Genomic DNA, 25,427 nt, shown 5'->3' on the forward strand with positions numbered 1-25,427 from the left:
TCGGGATGCTCCAACGACTCGCCGGATCAGGACTCCTCCCCCGCCGCTGGTGGAGCTCCCCCCAACACGGCGACGAGTGGGGCTGCTGCCGGCCCCATGACCGGTGGCACTGGCGGCATGCCGCCAGAGATATCCACGACCGGTGGCGCCGGTGGTACGGGCGGCGCAGGTATGGGCGGCGCAAGTTCCGGTGGGACGAGCGGCGCAACTGCAGGCGGCACGGGTGGCGCCGCTGGAGGTGGCGCTGGGGATGGCAGCTTCGAGCTCGCCTGGGAAGATCCGTTCGACACCGTCGATCTCACTCGCTGGGAGCTGATGACCCACAGCTGGGACGGCAATCTCGCGCAGTTTACCGGCGAAAACGCTGCGGTCAGCGACGGCATCCTGCATCTTTCGCTGACGGCAGCCAACGACACTAACAAGCCCTTCCGCGGCGTGGAAATGCGCTCTCGCGAGACGCTGACCTACGGAAAGATAGAAGCGTCAGCTCGGCTTGCGCACGGCTCCGCAGTCGTCTCTTCTCTGGTGCTCATTTATACCCCATGGCCCGCGGCCGCGAGGTCGGGCCGCGCGACGCCGGGCGAAGGCCGGCCCTCGGTTCTGACGCGGGCGCCGGCCGAACGGGTGCGAGGGGGCCGGCCCCGCTCTCAGGCGGCGTGGCTTCGCGCCGGGGCGGCCGCGCGCCTGCGCGAGCGTGCCCCGGGCCCCAGCAAGGTGTGAGGCTCTCGGACGTTGAGCTTTCTGCCGACCTCGACGATGGCACGGAGCGCGGGCACCAGCTCTTGGCCGAGTGGGGTGAGTTCGTACTCGACCGAGGGCGGCGACGTGGGCATGACGCGGCGGCTGACCACGCCCTTGGCCTCGAGCTCGCGCAGGCGCGCGCTCAGCACCCGCGCCGAGATCTGCGGAATGTCGACGCGCAACTCGCCGAACCGGCGCGGCTGCCCGCTGAGCGACCAGATGACGTTCGGCGCCCAGGCCCCGCGCAAGAGCGCCATGCACAGCGTCAGCGGGCAGAGGGGCGGCGGGGGGACGCGATTTTTTCGTACCGGCAGTGCCATGGGTAACCCCGAAGATACCCCTTTTTCAGGTATCTAGCATCTAGCTAGTATCCAAGAGTAACTTCGCGCGCTAGCTTGCTGGTCTCGATGGCGCCGGCCCCGAGCGATCGGGGCTGGCGCGCCGCGGCCCTCGCCGAAGCGACGGGCTTCGCCGGGGCGCGCGGGGGCCTTCGCCGACCCCGCGCCCGCCCGCCCCTCGCCGCCCCGAACGCCCGGGGGCGCGTCGCCGGGGCGGGGTCGTTCGGGTATCTCACCAACACCACATGATTCGAGGGATGCTTCTATGAAATTGTATTTCTCTCCCGGTGCCTGCTCTCTGTCTCCGCACGTCGTCGCCCGCGAGGTCGGCATCGAGCTGACGCTCGACAAGGTCGACCTCGCGTCCAAGAAGACGTCGTCGGGCCGCGACTTTTCGGCCATCAACCCGAAGGGATACATCCCCGCGCTCGAGCTCGACGGCGGCGAGGTCTTGACCGAGGGGCCGGCCATCGTTCAGTATCTGGCCGACCAGAAGCCCGAAGCGAAGCTCGTGCCGCCGCCGGGCACGATGGCTCGCTACCGCGTGCAAGAGATGCTCGGGTACATCAACTCTGAGCTGCACAAGACCTACAGCCCGCTCTTCAACCCGAAGACCTCGCCCGAGCAGCGGCAAGAGCGCGGAGAGTACCTGCGCAAGCGCTACGGCGTGATCGAGGCGGCGCTCGCGAAGGGGCCCTACCTGTTCGGCGAGCAGTTCACCGTGGCCGACGCCTACCTTTTCACGGTCACCAACTGGTCGAATTTCGTCAAGCTCGACCTGTCGGCCTTGCCCAATTTGCTCGCGTACCAGCGGCGGGTGGCCGCGCGCCCCGCGGTGCAGGGGGCGATGCGGGCCGAGGGGCTTCCGGTCGAGGGCGGCAAGTAAGGGGGGCGCCGCGCGGGCCGCCCCCGGCGGCGGGGCGCGCGCCGCGAGCGCTCAGGGCGGGGGCGCCTTTCTGGCCTTCTTCGGCCCCGCGCAGGCGGGGGCGTCGGCGCCCTCGCCGGGCAGGGCGGCGCCCCGCAAGAGCAGCGCCCACTCTTCGGACCAGCGCGCGAGCGACCGGAGCGCCTCGAGCAGCGCCGCGCCCATCGGCGCGAGGCGATAGCCCTCGTCGCTCGGCTCGACGAGCCGCGCGGCGCGCAGGTCGGCGAGGCGCGCGCTCAACGACGTCGGCGACAGGTCGTCGCAGCGCGCGCGCAGGGCGCGGAAGGGCAGGGGGCCCTCGCGTAGCTCCCACAGGATGCGTGCGCAGCGCCCAGCGGCGGCCGAGCAGGTCGAGCGCGGCCATGATGGGTCGGGAGGCTAGGACGTCGAATGCGCCTTCTACCGCCCAGTCGCCGGTTGTCGGGGCGCCTCGGGTCGGTCGGCGCTGCGCGACCGAGGGCGTTTGCCCCGAACCTGTGGCGCGGGCAGCGCCGCGGGCGCACGTCGGCGTTGCGGGCGAAAGGGGGCTTCGCCTGCGGCGCTCACGCCGCTTCGCAGTTCGGGCTCCGCGCACGCGCGATGGGAGGCGCCTCGCTCGGGAGCCCGAGATGCTTGAGGCTGGCGACGATGACCTCGCGCTCGGAGATGTCGGCCACGAGCCTCCGCCGCCCGCCACACGGGCAGGCCAACACGTCCTCGGGGTACAACACCCTACGGAGCAGGCTCGCCAGTCGATGCGCGCACCGACTGGCTTCGTGACGCCGGTGCCGAGGCGGGTGCGCGGATCGCTCTGCGCGGCCGGGGCACTGGCCTCCGAGGTCAGATCGTCGATGTCGCTCCAAGGCGAGTCGGCGTTGGGGAATTTCTGCCGCGCGGCAACGACCTGGCCATCCTCGAGGGCCACGCGCCGGCAACCGGCGGAGAAGCCCGTCGCGCACGTCTCGACGACGTAGCTCGCGAGGTGCTTTTCGTTCCACGTCTCACGTTGCCGCTCGATGCGCTCCGCGTTGCCGTCACCGCACCCCGAGAGAAGGACGATGAGAGCAAGGAGAATGAAGGAGTTGTAAATTGCCGTCATGTCGAGCCGCGAACGCAACGCTCGTGCCTGAACGGCTGTGCCACCGGCGCTCCGAGGATTGCCGTAGGAGACGCGCGCCGTGGTGTGAGCGCGCCTCGCAGCTGCTCTCGCTCGCGGCCGCGGCAGGACGGCGCGCTTAGGGTTCGCACGGCCTGCTCGTGCTCGCGGGCTGGGCGGTCCGGGCACGCGCTCGGCGCTGGCGTCGCACACGAAGCCGCGCTCGCAGTCGGCGTTGCTCGTGCAGCCCTGCGCCTCCCTCGAGCGCCAGCTCCGCGCAGCAGCTCGTCAGACAGAGCCTGAAGCGGCGCTCGCTCGACCGTTACTCTTCCCGCAGAGATGTCTCAAGGGGACGCGCTGACACGTCGAGCAGGTCGCGCTCGGTCAGGATGCCAACGAGCCGCCGACGCTACCGTCGGCATCGTCCCCGGCGCCGCCCTCTGGAGGGTAGTGCCCGACTGCCTTGACAAACGTATCTGGGAACGCCCGGTACTCGATGGTTCCCGGCCCCTGTCCCACGGGGACGAGGCGCTGGCCGTCGAGGCAGAGCTGGTCATCGCCGTCGCACCGCACGCCGCGGATCTCCCCACGGCCCTGAGGCCGCGGCGCGAGTGCATCCGTCAGGTCTGCAAGCGACCATCTCAGGATCGAAAGTTTCAGGGACTTCCTGACGGGTAAGTCCTTGAAATAATTACGGAGAAGCCCTGGCCCGTGTCCTGCTAAGTGAGCACGTCAGAGCGCCCGTGACGGCTTCCCCCCCGCCGTCGAATGGGCGCTCTGTTTTTTTGTGGACCGGCGCGGGAGGGCGCGAGGAGCGCTTGGCCGCTACGGCTACGGATCAGCGGTGACGAGGGCGATGGCGAGGCCGTCGTATCCCTTGCTGCCCACGGCTCGTCCTACCGCGGCACGAGGACGCGGACGTCCCAGGGCGCGAGGTCCAGCGCGAGGTCCAGCGCGAGGGCGCCGGCCCGGAGGTGCGCGCCGGCGCCGCTCAGCGCGTCGCGCAGGCCGCCTCGCGCATGGGCAGCGAACGGCTCCGGGACGGTGAGCCGCTTCTTCACCGATCGCTCGCTGAAATTCAGGACCACGAGCGCGAAGCGGGAGGCGTCGTCGCCGTGCCTGACATAGGCGAAGACCTCGTCGTCGGGCCCCCCGGCGTGCACCGTGTGGTGCCCCGGCGACCGGAGCGCCGCGACACTGCGCCTGAGCCGGATCAGCTGCTCGTAATGCCGCGCCAGCTGGCCGCGCGGGGGCCGTGAGACCGGGGCGAGGCCGCCGTAAGGCTCGTACTCGGCGCCGAGCTCGTCGAACGTGTAGACGCACGGGATCCCCGGCAGGGTCAGCAGCGCCGCCGCGGCGACGCGCGTCAGCCCTGGCCCGTGGCGGGTGACGAAGCGCGCGCCCGTGTCGTTGTTGTTGATGAACCTGAGCGTGCGCTCGGGGCGCTCGGCGCGCGCCGCGGTGGCGGCGAGCGCCGCGCCGAGCCGGGCCGCGATGCCCCGCGGCGCGCCGAACACGTCTTTCCAGGCCCAGTGTCCGAGCTCCTCGGTCCAGTCATACGCCGCGTCGAACCCGTTCTGCAGGTAGTACGGATCGCGCGCCGAGGCCTCGGCGATCAGCGCGACACGCGGGCTCACGCGCCGGAGCTCGGCGGCCCAGGGGGACCAGAGCTCGCCCCGCCGCTGCTTGATGCCCCACGCGGCGTCGACGCGATAGCCATCGATGTCGAACCGGCGCACCCAGTGAAGCGACGCCTCGAGCATCCAGCGCGCCACCTCGGCGCTGTCGTAGTTCAGGTTCGGCAGGTGCTCCCAGTCGAAGTAATGCGTCGGCTCGCCGCCGTCGTCGCGATCGTAGAAGGCGAAGCTGTGCGCGCGGCGCATGCGCCGCTCGGCTTCCCGGAAATACGGGTGCTCGGCCGAGGTGTGGTTGGGCACGAGATCGAGCAGCACGCGCAGGCCGCGCCGGTGCGCGTCGTCCACGAGCTCGCGGAGATCTTGCTCGGTCCCGTAGTCGGGGCGCACGCTGAAGTAATCGGTGACGGCATACCCGAAGTCGCCCTCGGGCGCGGCGAAGAGGGGAGATAGCCAGATCGCCGTGACGCCGAGCTGCTCGATCGCGGGGAGGGCGGCGCGGACGCTCTGGAGCGGCGGATCGCCGAAGAACGGCGGCACGACGCCGTAGAGGACGGCGTCGTCGATCCACGCCGGCGCGGCCCTGCCGGAGGCGGCTTCGAGCGGCGGCGCGACGCGCGCGGCGTCGCCTCGGCCGCGCTCGTCGCGCACCCTGAGCTCGACCAGCGCCTGATCGCCGGCGTCGGGCGCCGGCAGCTCGAGGCGAGCGCCCTGCCCGAGCGGCTCCGGCGCCGCGCCGCCGCGCAGCCGGAACCAGTCGAAGGCGACGATCTCGGCGCGCGAGCGCTCGCTGGGCTCGCTGCTCGTCGCGTCGAGGACGAGCTTGCCGCCGGCCAGCGCGGCGCGGGCGCGGGCGCGCGGCGTGTCCTCCAGCCGGACGCGGTAGGTGACGGGCGGAGAGTCCAGGTCGCCCGCGCTCGCCTCCCGGCAGCGCGCGACGATCTCGTTCTCGCCCTCGAGCAGCGGGACGTCCGCGAAGAACCGCTGCTGCTCGATCGCCGCGGGGAACACGTCGCCGCCCACCCGGATCGCGCAGTCCTCCAGCGTGCCCGCTCCGGCGAGGGCGCCCTGGACGCGCGCGCTGAAGGCCCAGACGTCGGCATCGCCGGCGTGCAGCTCCAGCCTTGCTTGCGCCGCCGCGGAGGGGCGCGGCGATACCGAGGGGGTGACCGATTCGCACGAGGGCGCCGCCAGGAGCAGCGCGGCAGCCCATCCGAGCCGGGTGAGCGGCCGCCCGTGACGCGATGGGCCTGGGGCGCGCTGCCGAAGGGCGCCCATGGCCGCGCCGATCGGCACGACCGGTCCAGAGAGAGATGCACAGGGAGAGGAGGCGGCGGTCGAGCGGAGGAGGCGTCTCAGCATGGGGGCGATGCGGCAAGCGGGGGAGCCCCTCTATTCCAGATCCACCCCTGACGATCGCGGAAGCGCCGAGAGCACGGTGGTTTTATGTCGTGATCTTCTCTCTCTCCTCCATGTCCGCCGTGTCGTCGCATCCACGGTGGCGCACTCCCGTGCTGGGGCTTCCCGTGCGCCTCCTCGCGCCAGGATCAGGCGGCGACGGCATGGAGGCGGCTGCGGCCCCGGGCGCGCACGACGAGCGGGACGCCGCCCGAGGGGCTCAGCGTCAGATTGCGGCGCACGGGGCGGGGCGGACGCTCGTCGAGCAGGCGGAACTCCCACGCTGACAGCGCCACGCCGAGCACGATCTTCATCTCGAACATCGCGAAGGCCGCGCCGATGCAGCGGCGGTGTCCGCCGCCGAAGGGCAGGTACTCGAACGGGGAGAACTTTCGCTCCAGGAAGCGCTCTGGCCTGAACCGGGACGGCTCGGGGTAGAGCTCGGGGTGGTGGTGCACGAGCAGGATGCAGGGCGCCACCCCCGTTCCCGGCAGGAGCTCGTGCTCGCCGAGGCGGAACGGCTGCGCCAGGAGGCGCGGGGACTCGGTGACGATCGGATAGACGCGCAGCGCCTCCTTGCACACGGCGTCCAGGTAGGGCAGGGCAGCCAGGCGCTCGGGGTCGGGCTCCGGGCCGAGGGCGTCGATCTCGTCGCGGAGGCGCGCGAGGACGCCGGGGTGGCGGTGCACGTGATCGAGGGCCCACGCGAGGGCGAGCGCCGTGGTCTCGTGCCCGGCGAACAGCAGCGTCCGGAGCTCGTCGAAGATGGCCTGATCACTCATGCGCGATCCGTCGTCGTAACGGGCCGAGACCATGAGGCTCAGGATGTCGTCGCCCGGCGCCGAACGCGCCCGCTCGATCTGCGCCCGGAACAGGGCGTCCAGGTCGCCGACGCGCCGGCGGAAGCGCGCGTAGGGGCCGAGGCCGCCGAGCTCCCGCTGCAAGGGCGGCAGGAAGGTCAGCGCCGGGGTCAGCGCGTCGGTCATGGCGACGACGGCCCGAGCGAACGCGCTCGTTCGAGACGGCTCCTCCACGCCGAAGACGGCGCGGATGATGACGTCGAGCGAGATCGCCTGCGTGAGCTCCTGGGCGATGGCGCGGGGCGCGCGCGCCGCCTCGGTGAGCCTGCGGGCGGCGGTGTCCGCCATCGCCGCCGCGTAGGCGCGCATGCGATCGCCGTGGAACGGCGGCGTCAGCAGCTTCCGCTCACGCCTGTGGCGCTCGTCCGAGAGCATGAGCAGCGAGTGCTCCCCCACGAGCGGCGCGATCGCCTTGGTGGCGAAGGGAAGGAAGGTCTCGGGCGGCGCCGTCATCACGTCCTGCACCGTCCTGGGGCCTCCGGCGATCACGACGTCGCCGCTGACCACGGGGACGTTGAAGACATCGCCGTAGGTGGCGGCGCAATGCGTGAGGAACTCGAACGGACGGGTGAGGAACTTGTAAGTCGTAAGAAGTCGGCTGCGCGGGCCTCGGGGCAACTGGCTCATGGCGTACCTCGGCGGGGGCTCGATCCCGGGGGCGCGCGGCGCCTCGCCGGGATCGACGCAAGGATGGGCTCGCCGCGCCGCTGGGGCAGCGGCGTCGGGCGCCAATGTTGCGACGGACGGCGCCAGGCGGGGGTACGTTTTCGAACTGTCCACTGACGCAGCGCGTCGGAATCCTCATCATGAATCGAGTTCTTCAGACACCCGATCCAACAAAGTCCGGCGCGGTTTTGTCTCGAAGAGCGCTCCCATATCGGCGGCATGCAGCCGAAGGGCGCCGTCTCCCTCGAAGACGGCAGCGACGACCGGACCCATCCTCTGCTTCCGGTGGCGAGGCGGCCCTGGAACGCGCGCCCATCGCCCCGATTCGGCGCGTTCGAAGGCCCGGCGAGCATTGACCGTGATGCCGAGGTAGCTCGCATGGTCGCAGAGCGCGTGCAGGACCTGCTCGTTCGGCAGGGGTGAAGCCCCCTTGTTGAAGGGGGTGAGCAGCGCGACAGGACCACGCTCCCGCCCTTGGCCGTGCAGCTCCCACGCCGGCGGGTGGAAGGCCCCGAGCGACCCGTGGTGGGCCACCTTCACCAGTTCGAGACCGGTGACGAGGTGCTGGAGGCGGACCTCCGGGCGCGCCAGGTGCTGAAGGATGCCTGGCCAGCCCGAGAAAGGAGAGCCGGTGCCGTTCTCTACATCTCCGCCGAGCAGGAGGCGTCGGTCCCTCCAGCTCACCGAGAGCGCGAGCGAAAGACCGTTGGGAGCATCGGTCAGCGTGCCCTCGCCGAGCAGCCAGCTCACGATCTTCTCGTCGACGCGAACGCGACCCTCGGCAATATCGAATAATCCCTCCACCCAGTCATCGTGCGCGCGCTGATCGTGGTTGGTGGGTGCGATGCTCTGAACCTCATAGTCCGCGGAGGGATCGGGCTTCCACGCGCGCGAAGTGATGGACGTGAATTGACGGCAGTCGGTCTCGTCGGCGAGCGCGTCGATCGCGCGGAGCGCTTCGTGAAGTTGCTGCAACCGTCCCTCCCTCTTGCCCGCTTCGCCCTTGCGCGACCACCGGGCCAGGTGGTCGCGCAGGCTCGCCCAGGCGGGGTATTGCCAGATCATGGCCGGCGGGAAGGCGCGAACCAGGTCCGGGATACCGCGGATGTGATCGAGGTCGGGGTGGGTGATGACGAGGAGATCGATCCTCTCCTTGCAGCCGAGATGTCGCAGCAGCGCCAGGGGGAGGTTGAGGCCGGCGCGCACGCAGCCATCGACGACCATCCAGCGCCCATCCGGAAAGGCGATCACCTGGCTCTCGCCGAACCCGGGACCGAGCAGGTAGAGCACCAGCCGATCCGAACCCGGCCGAGGCAGATCCGCCCCGCTCTCGGCGGAGATCACGCAGCCTCTTTCACGAACTGCGCGAGCCGGGGATTCTTCTCGAGCTGCCTCGCCCATCGAGCGATCATGGCTTGGCGCGTCGGACCTGCGGGAACGCCGTTGAGCACGGCCTCGGCGAAGTACCCAACGGCGCTCGTGCTGCTGGGGTACTCGATGTAGAGGCGCATGCGCTGGTCAAATTCGCGCCGAACATCCTCGCCGAGCCGGGCACGAAAGCCGAGAAGCCGGCCGTGGTATAACGGATTGTCGCGATCGCGGGCGTGCTCGGTCGCGTTCTTGTACGCCTCCAGGATGAGCGCGCGATCCTGCTCTGGCGGCAGCTCGTTCCTGTACGACTTCGACAGGTTATAAGCGAAGTACTCCCAGGCGTAGGCGTCGGTCCCGTCGACATCGAGGATCCGCCTGAAGATTCGCGCGGCATTTTGATAATCCTCGCTGACCACGCTCAACCTGACGGCCATGGCGCGCAGGTCCGCGACATAGTGCCGCGCTGTCGCGAAGGCATGGTCGATGTCTTGCTCTCGGATGGGGTGGACGTGAACGGCGTGGTAGTGGGCTTCCAGCTGGTTCTCTAAGCCTGCGTATGCGCCCGCCGGCGAGAGCGCCGCCAGGGTTCGGTGGTCAGCGCCGATGCGATCCGGCATGCTCGCCAGCGCGTGCCGGCGGAGAAATACGCGAACGCTCCGCGGCATGCGCCATGTCGGGCTTCCATCGACCAGCGGCCCTGATTGGAGAAAGCCTCTCTTGCGGAGCTCCGCCACGGCGGCCGACGTTATCGGCGTGGTCTCGTCGATGACGTCGGAGACGACGGCCTCTCGCCGGTCGACGAGCGGGCCAGGCAAGGAGTGGTCGTCGAGGTGTCGAGCACGGCGCAGGCTACTCCAGCGCTTCGCCGTTTCTGCGCTGTTCCCTCGCAGTGTATTGTATGCGACCGAGATCAGGTGCCGATCGAAGCTCGCGGGCTCGCCCGCCTCGAACCTCTCACGGACATCCACCACGCTGAGCGTGCCGCTTCGGATCAGCCAGTCCAGGATCGGTCGACACTCGGGGGCGAGCCGGTCGTTGACATCGACGAGCTCCGGGAACGCCGGAGCGGGTTCCCCTTCCCGGTCATTCGATGGCAGCGCGATGTCGATGTCAGGAGAGGGCCTGGGGCGTACGACGAACCACCTGCTCTGGTCAACCGAGCTGAGCATCCTCGCCAGGAACTCATCGCGTTCCAGGCGAAAATCGCGATCGTCCCACCGATTTTCAGGGCTTAGCGGACCGACGTCCAGCGCGTCGATGTCGAAGAGCACGCCGAGGTATGTGGCGCCGGACCGCGGCTTCGCGTGGCGGAGCAGGTGCTCGAGCGCGTCTTGGCGCGCACACCATGATGCCTTGGGCGAAAGACACGTTGCCGCTGCGTCGGCCACGCCGACGCCTCTGGCATTGCGGAGATGATGCCCTATGAGGGCGGTGAGCCGAAGGTGATCATCGGGATCGCCGTAGGCCGCCACGACAGGTAGGCCGAGAAGCTCGTCGGGAATGGCTGTAGCCGCGGTGCAGTGGGGGGCGAGATTTACCATGGGCACATCAGCGAGCGCCGGGAACGTGGGCTCCACGTTCCATGGCCGAGATCGTAGGCTGGCGGCTCCTGCGGCGCAACAAGTGCGGCGACCGAGCCCACCGGGCGGTCGGTCCAGCATCGCGGCGATGGCGGGCTCGACGATACCAGGGGTCGGTAGCTGGCCAGCGTTGCCGCGCTCGCTTGCCGAAGCGTTCGGTAGGGTCGTCTGGTTGCGATGCTGTGATATTGCAAGATGCGTGCCGTGTTATTGGCGGCGTTCGGTGACGTTTGTGACGGATGCACCGATGAGTTTCGCGCGCTCCGGCAGTCGACCTTCCGAACCCGTTCCGCGGCAGCGCCCGCATCGGGCGAGGCCCATTCCCGATGACAATGGAGATGTCCCCATGACCCGGATCGAACTGCCCCGCGTCGTGTCGCGCGCCGAGTGGTTGGAGGCGCGCAAGGCGCTGCTCGCCCGCGAGAAGGAGCTCACGAGAGCGCGCGATCGGCTCAACGCGGATCGCCGGCGCCTGCCGATGGTCGAGGTGACCGCGCCGTACGAGTTCTCGGGCGCCCACGGCAAGCTGCGCCTGCTCGATCTGTTCGAGGGCCGGCAGCAGCTCATCGTCTATCATTTCATGTGGCTGTTCGAGGACGACGGCACACCCAAGGATCGCGGCTGCCCGAGCTGCTCGGGCTTCGCCGATCAGATCTCGAAGGGCCACCTGCGGCACTGGCACAACGTCGGCACCACGTTCGCGTTCATCTCGCGCGCTCCCTGGGAGAAGATCGCGCCGTTCAAGGCGCGTATGGGCTGGCCCGTGCCCTGGTACTCATCCGCGGGCAGCCGCTTCAACCACGACTACCACGTCACGCTGGACGAGTCGGTCGCGCCCGTGGAGTACAACTACCGAACACCCGCCGAGCACGAGCAGGCGGGCTCCGCTTATTATCTGGGGGGCAAGCAGCCCTTCGACCTGCACGGGCTGAGCTGCTTCCTGCGCGACGGCGAGCGCGTGTACCACACCTACTCGACCTACGGGCGCGGCACCGAGTCGACGGGCGGCTCGTACTATTTCCTCGATCTGACCGCGCTCGGGCGCCAGGAGGAATGGGAAGAGCCCAAGGGGCGCAGCACCGGGCTGGGCGCCAAGGCCGGCGACGAGCGCATCCGCTACCCCGACGAGCAGGAGGACCTGTCCGACTCGAGCGGCGCGCGGCCCGCGGCTGCCGCTCCCGAGGCGGACGACTGCTGCTCACGGATGCGGCGCTGAGCCGCGGGTCCCTCGCCGCACCCGGGGAAAGCGCGACGTCCGAGCGGCCTCGCTCGCCGTGGGCATGGGTGAACGCCGCTCACCGCGCATCGAGCCTCACGTCCAGGTCCGGGTACTTGCGGGCGAAGTACTCCAGCGCCAGCCACGTGTGGCAGTGCCGAACGTCCGGCTGGTGCGCCGTGGGGCAGTTGCAGCCGAGGAACACGTCACCTTGCCGGGCCTCCTCCGCCAGCGCGTCGAAGCGCTCCCGTTGCTCCGCAAACCGCTCATCGAGCACCGCAAGGTAGGCGGCGCGAAACCTCTTGAAGCCGGCTTGCGAGGGGTCGGACAGGAACTCTTCGACGATCTCGGGGGTGGGCCTCAGCACGTGTTGCGTGTGTTTGCGCGTGTCGTACCGCTTGCCCTCTGGCAGCGGATTGTCCTCCCGACGGTGGCCGCGGACGAGCTGGTAGCGTGCAAGCATGCGCTCATTCCTCCTATCGTTCGTCGTTTGCAAACATCGGCCGTGAGGTCTCATGGCGGTCCGGACGAAGCGCGGCGCGCAGCACGAGGGCGCCGCTCACCGCGGCGCCGGCGCGCGCGCCACGCGGCCGCCCACGACCACCATGTCGATCGGCGTGTCGACGAGCGAGCGATCGGGCGAGAGATCGCGGCCGAGGACGGTCAGATCGGCCACGTAGCCAGGTGCGATCCGGCCCCGCTGGCCCTCGGCGAAGGCCGCGTACGCGGGCGCCTCGGTGAAGGCCAGGAGCGCCTCGTCGAGGTCGAGCCGCTCCTCGGGCATCCACCCGCCCGGGGGGTGGCCCGAGAGATCCTGCCGGGTCACGGCGGCATGGATGCCGAGCAGCGGTGAGGCGTCCTCCACCGGGAAATCCGAGCCGAACACGAGGCGGGCGCCCGACGACAGGAGCGACCGCCAGGCATACGCGCCCTTCAGGCGATGGGCGCCGAGCCGCGCGGGCGCCCACGGCATGTCGCTCGTCGCGTGGGTCGGCTGCATCGAGGCGATCACCCCGAGCGCCGCGAAGCGCGGCAGATCGTCGGGCGAGAGGATCTGCGCGTGCTCCACCCGGAACCGCAGCGCCGCCGCCCGCCCGGGGCCGAGCGCCTCGAACGCGTCGAGCACGGCGCGGTTGGCGCGGTCGCCGATCGCGTGCACCGCGAGCTGGAAGCCCGCGTCCGCGACGAGCCGCGCCGCGCGCGCGAGCGCCTCGCGATCCATCAGCAAAAGCCCGCTCGTCGAGGGCTCGTCCGCGTACGGCTCGAGCAGCGCCGCGCCGCGCGAGCCGAGCGCGCCGTCCGCGAAGAGCTTGACCCCGCGCAGCACGAACATCGCCGTGCCCGTCGGGTCCACGTCGGGCGCGCGCGCCTTCAGCCCATCGAGGTTCCCATCGCCCGCGAGGTACGCGGTGACGCGGATCGGAAGCCGCCCGGCGGCGGCGAGCGCGCGGTAGACGGCCGCGGTCTCGTCGTCGATGCCCATCTCGTGCACGCCCGTGAGCCCGGACGAGAGCGCCTCCTCGGCCGCGCGCAGGATGCGCCGCTCCCGCACGGCGGGCGGGTCGGCCGGGACCTTGGCCTCGACGAGGCCCATCGCGTTGTCGATGAAGACGCCCGTCGGCTCGCCCGCGGCGTCGCGCAGGACGCGCCCGCCCGGCGGATCCTGCGTGCCTCGGCCGACCCCGGCCGCGCGCATCGCCGCCGCGTTCGCCCAGAGCGCGTGCCCGTCGACGCGGCGCAACGCCACCGGGTGCTCCGGCGCCGCCGCGTCGAGCGGGGCGTGCGTGGGGAACGCGGCGCCCGGCCAGAGGTTCTGGTCCCAGCCGCGCCCGGTGATCCACTCGGCCTTCGGGCGGGCCTTCGCCGCCTCCGCCACGAGCGCCGCCGCCGCCTCGGCGCTCTTCGCGCCGCGCACGCTCAGCGTCTCCAGCGCGACCCCGAGCCCGTAAAGATGGGCATGCCCGTCGACGAGACCGGGCACGACCGCGCGCCCCGGCAGCTCCTCGACGCGCGTTCCCGGCCCGACGAAGGCCTTCGCGTCGGCCGCGCTGCCCACGAAGACGATCCGCTCGCCGCGCACGGCGACCGCCTCGGCGCGCGGGTGCCCGGGGTCCATCGTCCGGACGACGCCGGCCGTGATCACGAGATCTGCAGGCGCCGAGGGCGCCGCCGTCGCGGCGAGCTGGCCCGGCGAGGCACAGCCGGGGGCGAGGCTGCCGAAGAGGCTCAGGAGCGTCGCTCGGAGCGCGTTCGACATGAGCGCCACCCTAGCACCCGCGCGGGGCGCGCAACGGCGGGCAGGGCGCCGGCCGCTACCAGAGGCTCAGCGTGACCGCGAGGGTCAGCAGCGGCAGCGGCGTGAGCACCGCGACGAAGAAGACGAGGACGTCGATCTGGGCGATCCGTGCGCGCCCTCGCTCGAGCAGCCCTGCCTGCTCTCCGGCGACGATCTCGGCGCCGGAGAGAGCCCCTCCGCGGTACGTGCCCGCGGACGTCGGTCCGAGGACCACCACCGGTCCGGGCGGCAAGCCGCGGTCTGCGGCGCGCACGGGAGGCGAGCCGTCCGCGAAGTCGAGCCAGCCGTTCTGCTCGATCACCGCGAGCCTCGCCCCCGCGATCCGCGCGAGGGCGCGGCGGGCGCGGCGGCGATACCCGAGCAGCGCCGCGGAGAGCAGCGCCCCGCAGGTCGCGACGGCGATCGCGCGCCGGTGCGCGCCGAGCATGTCGGCGATGAGGCGCATGGACACGGCCGTCGCAAAGAACCGCGGCGCCGTGACGACGGCCGGACCTGCTTCGCCGCCGCGATGGACATCGTGGATCGCTCCGTCGAGCACGAGCAGCTCGCCCCGCTCGCGGTGCTTGGCGAACAGAGACGCTTCGCGAACGAGCGGCGACGCCTGGCGGATGACGAGAGAATCGCGGGGGTTGATCCAACCCGGCTGCTGCCAGCACGCCTCGGGGTCGACCATCGTGTAAATGCCCCGCTGAGACAGCCACGTCACGAGGTGAGCGTCGAAAGGCCTCCCGGCCTCCTCCACATCGAGAAAACACCTCTCGGACAGGCTCGGGCACAACCGGCGCACGCCCAGCCGGCCGATGGTCACGTCGTGGATGCGCGTCACGAGGGGCGGTCCGGACGGGTCCGACGGGCCCTCGGCGATCATCGAGGGCTCCCCCTCGACGGGCGGGACGACCCCGATGCTCGGAAGGGACGTGATGTGATCCTCCGGATCGGGCTCTCGTACGGCGTGAACGGTCGATACGGCAATGAGGCCCGTGGCCAGCGCGAGGACGGCGACGCTCGCCGCGTGGAGAGCGCGCGGCGGCACGCGGACCATGGTGCTCGCCATGGCAGCGAAGAACACCACGCCGAGGGCGCCGACGAGGGCGGACATGAGCCCGAACACGCTCCCGATGCCCGGCAGCCACTCTCGCCATACGTGCCAGGAAGGGGGGATGTCGGGGCACGTCATCGCATCCCGGGTCACGCGGAAGAAAAGGTACGCGAGCGGAAGGACGAAGAGGGGAAGAGAGACGCGCAGCGCAGGGCTGCGGGTCGCGGCGGCGACGCAGAGGAGCACGACGAACAAGCCCGCCTCCACCACGAACCAGGGGACGGCCACGTGCTTGCCCGCGAGGATGGCGAGTGCGATGCAGGGGCCAACCAGGACCCCCACGCACGCGGCGTGACCCCTCGGAGGGTCCGAGAAGAAAGAGCGGGGATGATCGCCCGGTGCCAGCATCAACGCTCCTTGAGCTTCACCGAGGCGCCCCGCTTGCGGCAGGACCACCTGGACGTCGAGGACCGCGCTGCACGCTGCGCGCCTCGAAGAAACGCGCCTCGACCTGCATGTCCGACGATCCCATGGGGCGGCGATCGCCGTCAAGGAGGCCGCCGGATCGCGACGGACGGGCGCTCGACTCCTCGGGCTCGTGCATCGAAGGCGTGGCGCTCCCTTCACCGCCTGCGGGACGCGGGCGGAGCGGGCGGCGCCGAACCGTCTAACGAGCACACCGCCTGCGCCGGCCGCGGCCTCCCGGGCCAGAGAGCACCTGAGAGGACACGTGGTGGAGGCTCGCGCCGTCGGCGTGGGGGCTCTGACCTCCACCGCGCCGCGCGGGCGCCCCCCCGGCGCCGCGCGGTGGAGCGCGAAAACCCCGAAAGAGGCCGTCTTCCCCGTGGATCCTGGGCGCGCCGGGGGCGGCCCGAAGCGCCCCGACAACCTGGCCTGCCGGTTGCTCTATCGGGATGCGACGCCGCGAGACAGCGACGAGGGCCACCCGGGCGACTCGAACTCGCCAGAGGCCGCCGACACGCGATCTCGTGAGCGTGAACTCCGACCCAAGGACACACCACCATGAACATCAAGAACCTGCTCCTCTGCTCACTCATCTCGTCCTTCTCGCTCGTCGGCTGCATCGCCGAGCCGCTCGACGGCGACAGCGCCGATGAGGGCGCGAGCGACGCCGCCGAGGTCGTGGGTGAGGGCGCAGAGGCGATCATCGGCCCGGGGGGTGACGACGGTGGCGGCACGGTGACGAAGACCGTGAACCTCTCGTGCTCGATCACCTATCCCAGCATCTTCAACCCGAACGCGGCGATCAAGAACACCTCGCTCTTTGGCGTTCCGGAGGATGCGAAGATCACCTTTACCGTCACGCACTACTACGGCGATCCTGGGCCCTACACCCGCTCGGTGACCGGGCCGCTCGCCAAGGGCCAGACCAAGCTCGTCCCCCTCTCGCACCCCGGCGCGCTCGACGCCTACGGTTGCACCGCCAAGGCCACCTGGACCCTCATCGACTGAACCCGCCGCAGCAGACCAAGCGGTAGCTTCTGAAATCGGGGTCGTCGTCCAGTGGGTGCGAATCCTGCCCGGCCCCGAGCGCACCGCAACAATGGTTCACGGGATGATTTTCTTCAGTCACATGCTCCCATGAGGGGCGCCGATCCGCGAGGGGCGGTCATCATACCCACGACTTCGCCGTGGTGGGCTGGCAGTGCTTGACGAAGAGCGAGCCGTTCGATCGACGGATGAGCACGACCTCGAGGCCCACCCAATCCTCTTTCACGGGGTTGCCGCCCTGGATCGAGATCCACAGCTTTCCGGCCCCGTGGGTCGTGTACTTCATCAGCGTGGTCTCCGTGCCATTCTGCAAGCCGTTGATCTCCGCGCGGTGCTGGTGCAGCACCCGCGCGAGCTGCGTGGCCATCCCATCGAGCCCGCTGGGGATGCAGGCGTTGGCGCCCACGTTTCGGCGCAACTCGGCCGCGTTTTTGGCCGAATTGTCATTGCGGGCATAGTGTTCGGCGCAATTGTTACCGGCGTTTCTCGCGAGCAACGCGTGGGCGTCATGTACAGCATAATCCTGCTGGGCGAGCAGCTGGTTCGCCGTCTGCTGGTCGCCGCCCGTGGCCTTCAACGCGAAGAGCCGCTCGTGCACGACGTCGAAGGTCGCAGCGCCGTTCGTCGCGTAGTCGAGGGCATCCTGGGCCTGTTGACCGGCGATGCCCCACGACTGCACCAGGACCTCGGCGGCCTCTTTCCCGAGAGGCGTCCCCTGGGCCTCGATGAGCAGGCCCGCATTGGCGGCGTCGCCGAGCACACGCTGTCCACGTTCGAGGAGCCAGAGCAGACGGGCCTCGGGGAGCGCGGGCGCGCTCGCCAGAATCACCATGGCCTTGTCGAAATCGTCGATCACCCACTGTCGCGCTTGGAGCACGTTCAGTGCGCGATCGGACCCGAAGTTCGCGCTCGCCGCATCACGGAGCACGCGGTCGAACAGGAGGAATTTGCTACCGACTGGCCAGAGCTGGTGGTCAGCGAGGATCGTGCTCCAGTCTGCGTCGGACAGAGGCAGCGCGAGCAGCTCGGTCAGCTTCACGCAGCGATCAGGGGTGTAGTAGCGGGACAGCAGCTGCGCGACTGCCACGGCGGTGCGCCCCTTGCGGACGACGTCGCAGGCGGCTTTCAGCAGCTGGGCGGTCGCCTGCAGGTTCGCCGCCAGGCAGGCCGGCGCGAGGCTCTTCAGCAGCGTGAGACCCGGGGTGACCTGGAGCTCGACCGAGGCGAGCTGCAGCCAACTGTGGAGTTCCCTGGGCGGGTAGGACCTCCTCACCGCGTCGCCGAGCTGGGGTTCGGTGCCGCGGTGGGTAAAGAACTTCTCGGCCGCGGTGAGGATCTTCTGGTCTGCGCCGTAGTTGCCAAGCAAGGCTGGGAGGTTTCGCTTGACGATGATCGTGACCTTCTGGGGTGGACCGTTGAGCGCAGCCTCGATGTCGGTTGTGCCGATGTCGGCGCACGACACGTTCACGATGCCCGCCTGGACCGGGACGCCCCCGACCCAGGTGATCTGACTCGCGGCGGGGGGCGGCGAGGTGACGGCTCGGATCACCACGTCGGTTGTCCCCTTGAAGGCCTCCCAGGCGCCGCTGCCATTGTCCGTGGCGTTGACGACATCGAGCCGGACGAGCACGGGGTGCACGGTGAGGGTGTCGGAGCGGGACACGCCGCACAGCGATACCCGCACCTCCCGCGAGCCGAGCTGATCGCACGAGACCTGGGCGGTGTGTTGGTCGCCGCTGGGCGCGGCGCCCTCCCATTGGAGCTGGTTCCAGGCGTCCGGCACGTCGGGGAGGGTGGTGGCCGTCGCGGTGACCGTCGCAGCGGCGTCGTAGGATGCTTCTTTGTCGCTGAGCTCCAGCGAGACGAGCACGGGGTGCACGGTGAGGGTGTCCGAGCGGGACACGCCGCGCAGCGATACCCGCACGTCCCGCGAGCCGAGCTGATCGCGCGAGACCTGGGCGGTGTGTTTGTCGCCGGTGGGCGCGGCGCCGTGCCATACGAGCTGATTCCATGCGCCCGGTACGTCGGGGAGGGTGGTGGCCGTCGCGGTGACCGTCGCAGCGGCGTCGTAGGACGCTTCTCTGTTGCTGAGCTCCAGCGAGACGAGCACGGGGTGCACGGTGAGGGTGTCGGAGCGGGACACGCCGCACAGCGATACCCGCACCTCCCGCGAGCCGAGCTGATCGCACGAGACCTGGGCGGTGTGTTGGTCGCCGCTGGGCGCGGCGCCCTCCCATTGGAGCTGGTTCCAGGCGTCCGGTACGTCGGGGAGGGTGGTGGCCGTCGCGGTGACCGTCGCAGCGGCGTCGTGGGACGCTTCTCTGTTGCTGAGCTCCAGCGAGACGAGCACGGGGCGCACGGTGAGGGTGGCCGAGCGGAATTGGCCGCGCAGCGACACCCGCACGTTCTGCGAGCCGAGCTGATCGCACGAGACCAGCGCCGTGTTGCCGTTCGATGACGCGACGCCATGCCATCCGAGCTGGGCCCAAACGGCCGGATCGTCGGGGGAGGTGGTGGCCGTCGCGGTGACCGTCGCAGCGGTGTCGTAGGACGCTTCGTTCGCGCTGAGCACCAGCGAGTCGAGCCGGAACGCCCGCACGACGAGCTCGTCCTCGAACCCGCCAAGGGTCGCCCCGATGATCTGCTCGTCGAACACGGCGCGCGAGACAGTGCGCAGGTTCGGGCTTCCGTCAGCGGGAGCCCCGCCGGTCCACTGGATCTGGGCCCACGTCTCCTCATCGTCGGGCGTGGTCGTCGCCCGCACCAGCACCCCCCCGTCCTCTTCGTGGAGCGTCCACCAGGTCCCGCGGTGAAGCTCGGCGTCTCTCACCACGTCGAGCCGCACGAGGAAAGGATCGAAGACCGTGACGTGATGGGAGGCGAACATCGGGCCGAGGCATGCGAACACCACGAAGTCGCCGGCTTGCGAGCGTGGGACCAGCCGGTGCCGGGGACTGCCCGCGTCGAGCCCCCCAACCCACGCGATCTGGTTCCAGGCGGTTCCGTCGTTGGGGATGGTATCCGCCTCGAGAAGGACGAAGCCGGCGGGGTGCGTGGTCGTTCGCGAGGCGCTCGGCCCGATCGGCGTGGCGCCTGCGATGACCCTGAGATTGACGAGCACCGGGCGGCAGTCCCGGCAGGCCAGGATGGGGTCGCCGACCCGCCGGGCGCTGTGCTCGCCGAACGCCTGATCGCGCGCTTCCTGCCTGGGTGACGGCTTGTGCCGCTTCGTAGGCTGGAGGTCGTAACCCGTCGGGATGTTGCGTTTCATGGCGAGCCGTCGCCTCCCAGGGGAAACCCTCGTGCATTGGCCTCGTCCTCGAGGGCCGGCATCTTCAGATCGCCATGGAGGGCGGGATCGCCGAGGATCCGGGCGATCCAGGGGTGGGCGGGATCGGCGTCGAAGCCGGGGCCGACATCGAGCATCCAGTCGAGAAACTGGACCACGTGATGCTCGAGGGTGACGCCGTAGCGGCCGGCGCGGACCACGCCCTCCTCGATGAAAGCGCGGAGCTCGGCGTCGCCCAGCGCCTCGCAGGCGGGGCCATGCCAGCGCCGGAGATAAGCGGCGGTCTGGTCCAGGAAGCGGTCTCGCTGCAGGGCGGCGAACGCCGCCTTCTGGTGGCGTCGGATGATCAGCATGGGACCGACGGCCGGTGACCAGAGATCGTGGGGCGCACGAGAGCGGATGCTACGCGGTGCGAATGGCCCGCACAACGCTCGCCGGGCCCTCCTCGGCGACAAGGTGGCCGACCTCCGGCGATGGGCGCACGCCGGCGTGAGGAAGGGCGGCCAGCTGGCGGCTCCTCGTTCCCGTTTCCGCGCGACGCAGTCTGCCAGGCCAGAGAGCACCTGGTGGAGGCTCGCGCCGTCGGCGTGGGGGCTCAGACCTCCACCGCGCGGCGCGGGCGCCCGCCGGCGCTGCGCGGTGGAGCGCGAAAACCACGAGAAAGGCCGTCATCCCCGCGGATCCAGGGCGCGCCGGGCGGCGGCCCGAAGGGCCCCGACAACCTGGCCTGCCGATTGCTCTACCGGGATGCGACGCCGCGAGGCAGCGACGAGGGCCACCTGGGCGACTCGAACTCGCCAGGGGCCGCTGACACACGATCTCGTGAGCGTGAACCCCGACCCAAGGACACACCACCATGAACATCAAGAACCTGCTCCTCTGCTCGCTCATCTCGTCCCTCTCGCTCGTGGGCTGCATCGCCGAGCCGCTCGACGGCGACAGCGCCGATGAGGGCGCGAGCGACGCCGCCGAGGTCGTCGGTGAGGACGCAGAGGCGATCATCGGCCCGGGGGGTGACGACGGCGGCGGCACGGTCACCAAGACGGTGAACCTCTCGTGCTCGATCACCTATCCCAGCATCTTCAACACGAACGCGGCGATCAAGAACACCTCGCTCTTTGGCGTTCCGGACTCGGCGAAGATCACCTTCACGGTCACGCACTACTACGGCGATCCTGGGCCCTACACCCGCTCGGTCACCGGGCCGCTCGCGAAGGGCCAGACCAAGCTCGTCCCCCTCTCGCACCCCGGCGCGCTCGACGCCTATGGCTGCACCGCCAAGGCCACCTGGACCATCATCGACTGAACCCGACCCTGCTGGTTCCTTTCCGGGAAAATTCACAGGGAGGCGAGGAGACGGGGAGTGGAATCCCACCAATCTCCTTGCCTCCTCGCCTCCCTGTTCAATTTCTTTTTTCTTTTCTACGATGCCAACAAGATGAAAGAATCTGTCAGCTTCGGAACGAGGTATCGACGACCGGGCACGGCGCACCGCGCGATGTCGTCTCTCATTCCTCTGCTTCGGTACTGCAGGTGATGTTGAGCCACCCTCGACGGACATCGATCGCGCCGCCGATGAACCGGAGCGGCCATGGGTGCTCCGAGGGCATGCAGCGCCACTGCGACACGAGCTCCGGCACCTCGGTCGCGCAGAAGCCGCTCGGGCATCCTGGACAATCGAGCGAATGCCGGCAGCTCTCCAGGTCGGCGCCGGCGAGCTGCACGACCTCGCAGCGGCGCAGCTCCGCGCCGTGGCGCTCGACGAACGTGGGCTGCCCGCCTGGATCGCGCCGACCTCGCGCGGCATCGCAGCGCTCGAGATCGGCCTGATCGATCACGACCTTGCAAGCGACCACGCCTCCGGCGTCCACGGCGAGCGGGTGGGCCTGGCAGATGAAGCCGCAATCGGCAAAGCCCGGGTGAAGGAGCATGTCCCACGTCTGCTGATCGTCGCAGCTCGAGGCGATCGGCTCCGCGCGCACGAGCTCGCTCCACGCCGCGAGTCGCCCGCTGCCTTCGTCGATGGCGTGACAGGTCCAATCGGGCGTGGTGAAAGGCCCGACCACCTCCGTGTCCAGGGTCATCGACAGCGCTGTCTGGCTGGGTACCTCGTCGGCGACGAGCCCGGGCCCCTCGTCGTCGCGCGTGCTCGCGACGAGCAACCTCGCGATCCTTTCCTGGGGCAGTGACCTGACGAGGGCTACCTCCGCCTCCCCCGCGGGTGCGCGCGCGCCCGTGACGAGCTCCAGCGCGCGCCTGGCCGTCCGTAGCGGGCGGTACTCCTCCCCGGGCTCGGCGAGGCGCTGTCCCAGCGCCTCTGTCACGCCTGCCATCACCGGCTCGACCTCTTCCTCGTGCGAGGTCTGCGTGGTCCACGCGAGCGCGGGGATTTCCCTCGAGGTGACGAGCGCCGCAGCGTCGGGCGCGCTCGGCCGCGCGACGACCACCCGGAGTTCGCCGGGGTGCCACTGGGCCGGATCCGCGCTGCCGCATGTTCCCCACCGCGATCCGATCACGGCAAGGAGGCCCGCGCGCACGCTCTGGGCGACGCGCTCGCGGAGCTGCGCGGCTTCGGCCGTGTCCGCGTCATCGACGACCAGCACGATGACCACCGGGCGCTCCGCGCTGAGCCCTCCGTCGAGGACCAGCTGCGAGGTTGTCCGGGGGTCCACCGCCACCGGATCCGTGCCGCACGCCACGGCGGCGAGCGTCAACCATGGGAGATGGAGAGACCTCATTTGCCACATCACGGGCGATGTTGGCAACACGCGTACCAGTGAGGGCGCTGCTCTCCAGGCCGAGAAGAGCGCTATTCCTGCGGTATCCGAAGGGGCCAAGCGCGCTCCGTGCCAACGCGGCGGCGCGCGGCGCCAACCCAGTTGCTCAACTTGAGCGAACCGCTCCCGACCGGAATGGTGATGCGGGATCCGCAACGCATCCAAGCATCTGAGGAGCCCGTCCACGGCACGCTGGGCGGCTCCTCGTCCCCGTTTCCCGGTGCATTGCCCCACATCCCCGGAGACGGAGCGCGGCCGGCGCTCAAACTCCCAGCTTCGGGCGCTGAGCGATGATGAAGTCGACGGCGGCGCGGACGCTGTTCACCTTGGCGTAGTCGGCGCTGAAGGCGGCCACGAGCGCTTTCGCCTCCGGCCAGGCGCCGCGCCATCGGGGAGAGCGCCTCGGGGCGGACCGTCTCGCGCTCGTTCGGCCGAGGCGGGAACAGGAGCGCCAGCCCGAGCGCCACGATCCTCGCGGAGGGGGCGTCCGGGCCCTCGAGCGGCGCGAGCAGGGAGCGCACGGCCTCCTCGCGCGTGGCCTCGCTCGCGTTCCGGAGGATCGCGAAGGCTCGCTCACGGAGATTTCCATCCCAGAAGGGCAGGGCGTCGGCCGCCTTGGACTTCAGGCCGAGCGCCTGGCAGAGGCGCAGGAGCCCTCCTTCGGGCAGTCGCTCGAGCGGGGCGCCGAGCGCGAGCGCGAGCGCGGCGACGGAGGCGAGGGGAGCCGAGCGTCCCTTCACGGCGCCCGCGAGCAGCGCGTGCGCTTCGGTGTCCTGCTCGCGCGCCAGCCACGCGCCGAGGCAGAGGAAGGCGGCCATGCGCGTCGGCTCTTGCTTCTCGCGCTGTGCGAGCTCGAGCACGGCCGCCCGCGTCGCGCTCGACGGCGCGATGGGGGAGAGGGTGTAGAGGGCGTGCGCGCGGACGTTCGGCGCGGCGTCCCGGAGCCGCGCTGCGAGCGTGGGCTCGTGGCTGGCGAGGGCCGCGCGCGCGGCGGCGCGCGCTCCGGGGCGCTCCTCGCGCGCTCCCCGGTCCTCGGCCAGGCGGACGCCGAGCCGGAGAGCGTGGAGGTGCACCTTCGGATCCCACGCCGGGTCGCCCTTCACGAGGTGGGCGAGGAGCGCGGGAGCTTCGGGCGCGCCGGCAGGGTCGGTGGCGAGATCGTCGAGGACGCGGAGCGCGCGCTTCCTGTCGGGCGTCTTGCCGCCGATCGCCTCGATCAGGCGAGCGATGGGCGCCTCGGTGGGCGGAGCAACCCGGGCGAGCAGGTCGAGCGCCGCGTCCTTGCAGGGCAGGTCGCGCACGAGGCGAAGGGTACCTTGCGTGTGCTCCGACTCGCAGGCCCGCGCCGCGCGGTGCCAGGCGATCAGCTCCTCGCGGGACTGCCACTGGGTGTGCGCGAGCCGGAGGGCGCGCGGGGCGTCACCCGGGCCCGGCGGGAAGTCGCCCGTCTCGAGCGCGGCGTCCCAGGTCGGGTGAAAGGCGTCGGCCATGCGGCAGGGCTCGTCGATGAAATCGTGGAGCCCGAGGCCGGTGGGATCGAGGGGCGCGGGCTCCTGGTTCGGCGAGAAGTCGGGCGCGCCCCGCGCCATCCCCACGAACGAGACGGCGCCGCCCTCCTGGGCGCACCATTCCCATTCCACCTCACGGATCTCGCGGTAGCCACGCCGGGCGGCCGCGGCGAGATAATCGTCGCGCTCGTCCTCCGCGCACGGAGCGCCGCCGCGCGCGACAAGGAACGGCGGAAGCCGGAACCAGCGCGGGGGCCGCGCCGAGCGGAAGCCGTCCTGGAACGCCGCTTCGTCGACGTCGCCGAGGTCGGCCGCGGCCCAGCAGGTGAGCATGTCGTCGGGCGCGAAGCCCACGCGCGCGACGCCGCCGGGCACGACCACGAGCTCGTGCCCCGTCTCGGTGTCGCGCAGGACGCCGAGGCCGTCGCTGCCCACGTGCGGCGCCGCGAGCTCGAAGCTCGGTCCGGAAGCCTCCGCGGCGAGGCGCTCCACGAGCTCGGCGAGCACGCGTTCCTTGCCGCCCTTCGACAGGCGCCGCCAGTCGTCGATGTTCGCGAGCGCGGCGACGAGATCGAGGTCGTCCACGGGGGCCGGCGCGTCGATGGCGTCTGGCTGGCCCTTCTTGGCGGGCTTCGCGGCCTTCCTGGGCGGCAGCGCGTCTCGCTTGGCGGCGTCGTACGCAGCGCGCGCGCTCGGGCTGACGCGCGCTTCGAGCAAGACCTGGTCGTCCTCGGTCAGGGCGCGGGGCGTCTGGAGCGACATCGCGAGCTTCCCGGGCGCCGCCGTCAGGCCCTTGCCGCTCGAGAAGCGCAGGCTGCCGACCATATCGGTGATGTCGGTGATGGGAGCGACGTTCGCCTCCGCCGTCCACATCTCGGCCTCTGCCTGGGGGAAGCGGAGCGCGGCCACGAGCCAGAGGCGCTCTCCGGGCTGGCGCACCGTGGCCAGGTAGAGCGTGCCTCCCTCCGAGAGGGGCTCGAGGGCGCGGTGTCGGCTCAGGTAGCGATCGAGGGGCAGGACGCTCCCTGGCTCGCACGCCCCGTGTTGCTTCTCCAGGCCAGCGAGCGCGGCGGCGCTGATGATCGCGAGTACGCTTGCCATGAATCGACGCTATCTCGGAAGGCGGCCCCGAAGGGCGAGCGGATGCGCTCTCGAAAGCGGGCTCCGCGAGGGCGGCGTGGTCGTACCCAGGAATCGCCTTT

The 25,427-nt window shown here is 70.6% G+C and carries 18 protein-coding genes; 5 read left to right on the forward strand and 13 right to left on the reverse strand.

Annotated features, from left to right (window positions below):
• Positions 1-647 precede the first annotated feature (647 nt).
• Positions 648-1,061 carry a winged helix-turn-helix transcriptional regulator gene (locus WME73_RS17235; protein WP_437916371.1) on the reverse strand — a complete coding sequence of 138 codons (414 nt, stop codon included), beginning with the start codon at positions 1,059-1,061 and terminating at the stop codon, positions 648-650.
• 283 nt (positions 1,062-1,344) lie between these two features.
• Between WME73_RS17235 and gstA the strand changes: the two genes are divergently transcribed.
• Positions 1,345-1,965, forward strand: coding sequence for a glutathione transferase GstA (gstA, locus tag WME73_RS17240; protein ID WP_437746534.1), 621 nt, complete (start codon positions 1,345-1,347; stop codon positions 1,963-1,965).
• Positions 1,966-2,016: 51 nt separating this feature from the next.
• Here gstA and WME73_RS17245 read toward each other — a convergent pair whose 3' ends face one another.
• From WME73_RS17245 to WME73_RS17265, 5 genes are all read right to left on the reverse strand, one after another.
• Entirely contained in the window at positions 2,017-2,322 is a 306-nt protein-coding gene (locus WME73_RS17245) for a winged helix-turn-helix transcriptional regulator (RefSeq protein WP_437917401.1), read from the reverse strand.
• A gap of 1,653 nt (positions 2,323-3,975) precedes the next feature.
• Positions 3,976-6,009 carry an alpha-amylase family glycosyl hydrolase gene (locus WME73_RS17250; RefSeq protein ID WP_437916372.1) on the reverse strand — a complete coding sequence of 678 codons (2,034 nt, stop codon included), beginning with the start codon at positions 6,007-6,009 and terminating at the stop codon, positions 3,976-3,978.
• A gap of 251 nt (positions 6,010-6,260) precedes the next feature.
• Positions 6,261-7,598 carry a cytochrome P450 gene (locus WME73_RS17255; RefSeq protein WP_437746536.1) on the reverse strand — a complete coding sequence of 446 codons (1,338 nt, stop codon included), beginning with the start codon at positions 7,596-7,598 and terminating at the stop codon, positions 6,261-6,263.
• A gap of 177 nt (positions 7,599-7,775) precedes the next feature.
• The gene (locus WME73_RS17260; RefSeq protein ID WP_437916373.1) at positions 7,776-8,981 is read right to left on the reverse strand and encodes an MBL fold metallo-hydrolase; all 1,206 of its coding nucleotides are present in this window, start codon (positions 8,979-8,981) and stop codon (positions 7,776-7,778) included.
• Positions 8,978-10,549 carry a hypothetical protein gene (locus WME73_RS17265; RefSeq protein WP_437916374.1) on the reverse strand — a complete coding sequence of 524 codons (1,572 nt, stop codon included), beginning with the start codon at positions 10,547-10,549 and terminating at the stop codon, positions 8,978-8,980. Before WME73_RS17265 ends, WME73_RS17260 begins: the two co-directional genes overlap by 4 nt.
• Before the next feature lie 385 nt (positions 10,550-10,934).
• Here WME73_RS17265 and WME73_RS17270 point away from each other — a divergent pair, with 385 nt between their 5' ends.
• A complete protein-coding gene (locus WME73_RS17270) occupies positions 10,935-11,804 on the forward strand; it encodes a DUF899 domain-containing protein (protein WP_437916375.1) in 870 nt (289 codons plus the stop codon).
• A 79-nt stretch (positions 11,805-11,883) separates the two neighbouring features.
• On the opposite strand, the gene WME73_RS17275 is transcribed toward WME73_RS17270, so the two are convergent.
• The 3 genes from WME73_RS17275 to WME73_RS17285 form a co-directional block, all read right to left on the reverse strand.
• Positions 11,884-12,267: a hypothetical protein gene (locus tag WME73_RS17275; RefSeq protein WP_437746538.1), complete on the reverse strand. Its 384-nt coding sequence runs from the start codon at positions 12,265-12,267 to the stop codon at positions 11,884-11,886.
• Positions 12,268-12,363: 96 nt separating this feature from the next.
• Positions 12,364-14,061 carry an amidohydrolase gene (locus WME73_RS17280; RefSeq protein WP_437916376.1) on the reverse strand — a complete coding sequence of 566 codons (1,698 nt, stop codon included), beginning with the start codon at positions 14,059-14,061 and terminating at the stop codon, positions 12,364-12,366.
• Between the two features lie 55 nt (positions 14,062-14,116).
• A complete protein-coding gene (locus WME73_RS17285; RefSeq protein ID WP_437916377.1) occupies positions 14,117-15,481 on the reverse strand; it encodes a hypothetical protein in 1,365 nt (454 codons plus the stop codon).
• 681 nt (positions 15,482-16,162) lie between these two features.
• Here WME73_RS17285 and WME73_RS17290 point away from each other — a divergent pair.
• The gene (locus WME73_RS17290) at positions 16,163-16,612 is read left to right on the forward strand and encodes a hypothetical protein (protein WP_437916378.1); all 450 of its coding nucleotides are present in this window, start codon (positions 16,163-16,165) and stop codon (positions 16,610-16,612) included.
• Positions 16,613-16,772: 160 nt separating this feature from the next.
• Here WME73_RS17290 and WME73_RS17295 read toward each other — a convergent pair whose 3' ends face one another.
• Positions 16,773-19,307, reverse strand: coding sequence for a hypothetical protein (locus tag WME73_RS17295; protein ID WP_437916379.1), 2,535 nt, complete (start codon positions 19,305-19,307; stop codon positions 16,773-16,775).
• A gap of 153 nt (positions 19,308-19,460) precedes the next feature.
• On the opposite strand from WME73_RS17295, the gene WME73_RS17300 reads away from it, so the two are divergent.
• Entirely contained in the window at positions 19,461-19,865 is a 405-nt protein-coding gene (locus WME73_RS17300) for a hypothetical protein (protein ID WP_437916380.1), read from the forward strand.
• A 53-nt stretch (positions 19,866-19,918) separates the two neighbouring features.
• On the opposite strand, the gene WME73_RS17305 is transcribed toward WME73_RS17300, so the two are convergent.
• Positions 19,919-20,293: a hypothetical protein gene (locus tag WME73_RS17305; protein WP_437746543.1), complete on the reverse strand. Its 375-nt coding sequence runs from the start codon at positions 20,291-20,293 to the stop codon at positions 19,919-19,921.
• A gap of 503 nt (positions 20,294-20,796) precedes the next feature.
• On the opposite strand from WME73_RS17305, the gene WME73_RS17310 reads away from it, so the two are divergent.
• On the forward strand, positions 20,797-21,246 hold the full coding sequence (locus WME73_RS17310) for a hypothetical protein (protein ID WP_437916381.1): 450 nt from the start codon (positions 20,797-20,799) through the stop codon (positions 21,244-21,246).
• A 202-nt stretch (positions 21,247-21,448) separates the two neighbouring features.
• Here WME73_RS17310 and WME73_RS17315 read toward each other — a convergent pair whose 3' ends face one another.
• Complete coding sequence (locus tag WME73_RS17315) at positions 21,449-22,678, reverse strand: hypothetical protein (protein ID WP_437916382.1); 1,230 nt, start codon at positions 22,676-22,678, stop codon at positions 21,449-21,451.
• A 71-nt stretch (positions 22,679-22,749) separates the two neighbouring features.
• Positions 22,750-25,326 carry a hypothetical protein gene (locus tag WME73_RS17320; RefSeq protein ID WP_437916383.1) on the reverse strand — a complete coding sequence of 859 codons (2,577 nt, stop codon included), beginning with the start codon at positions 25,324-25,326 and terminating at the stop codon, positions 22,750-22,752.
• Positions 25,327-25,427 lie beyond the last annotated feature (101 nt).

The organism is Sorangium sp. So ce302 (assembly GCF_051530145.1).
In the GTDB taxonomy this organism is placed as follows: domain Bacteria; phylum Myxococcota_A; class Polyangia; order Polyangiales; family Polyangiaceae; genus Sorangium; species Sorangium cellulosum_B.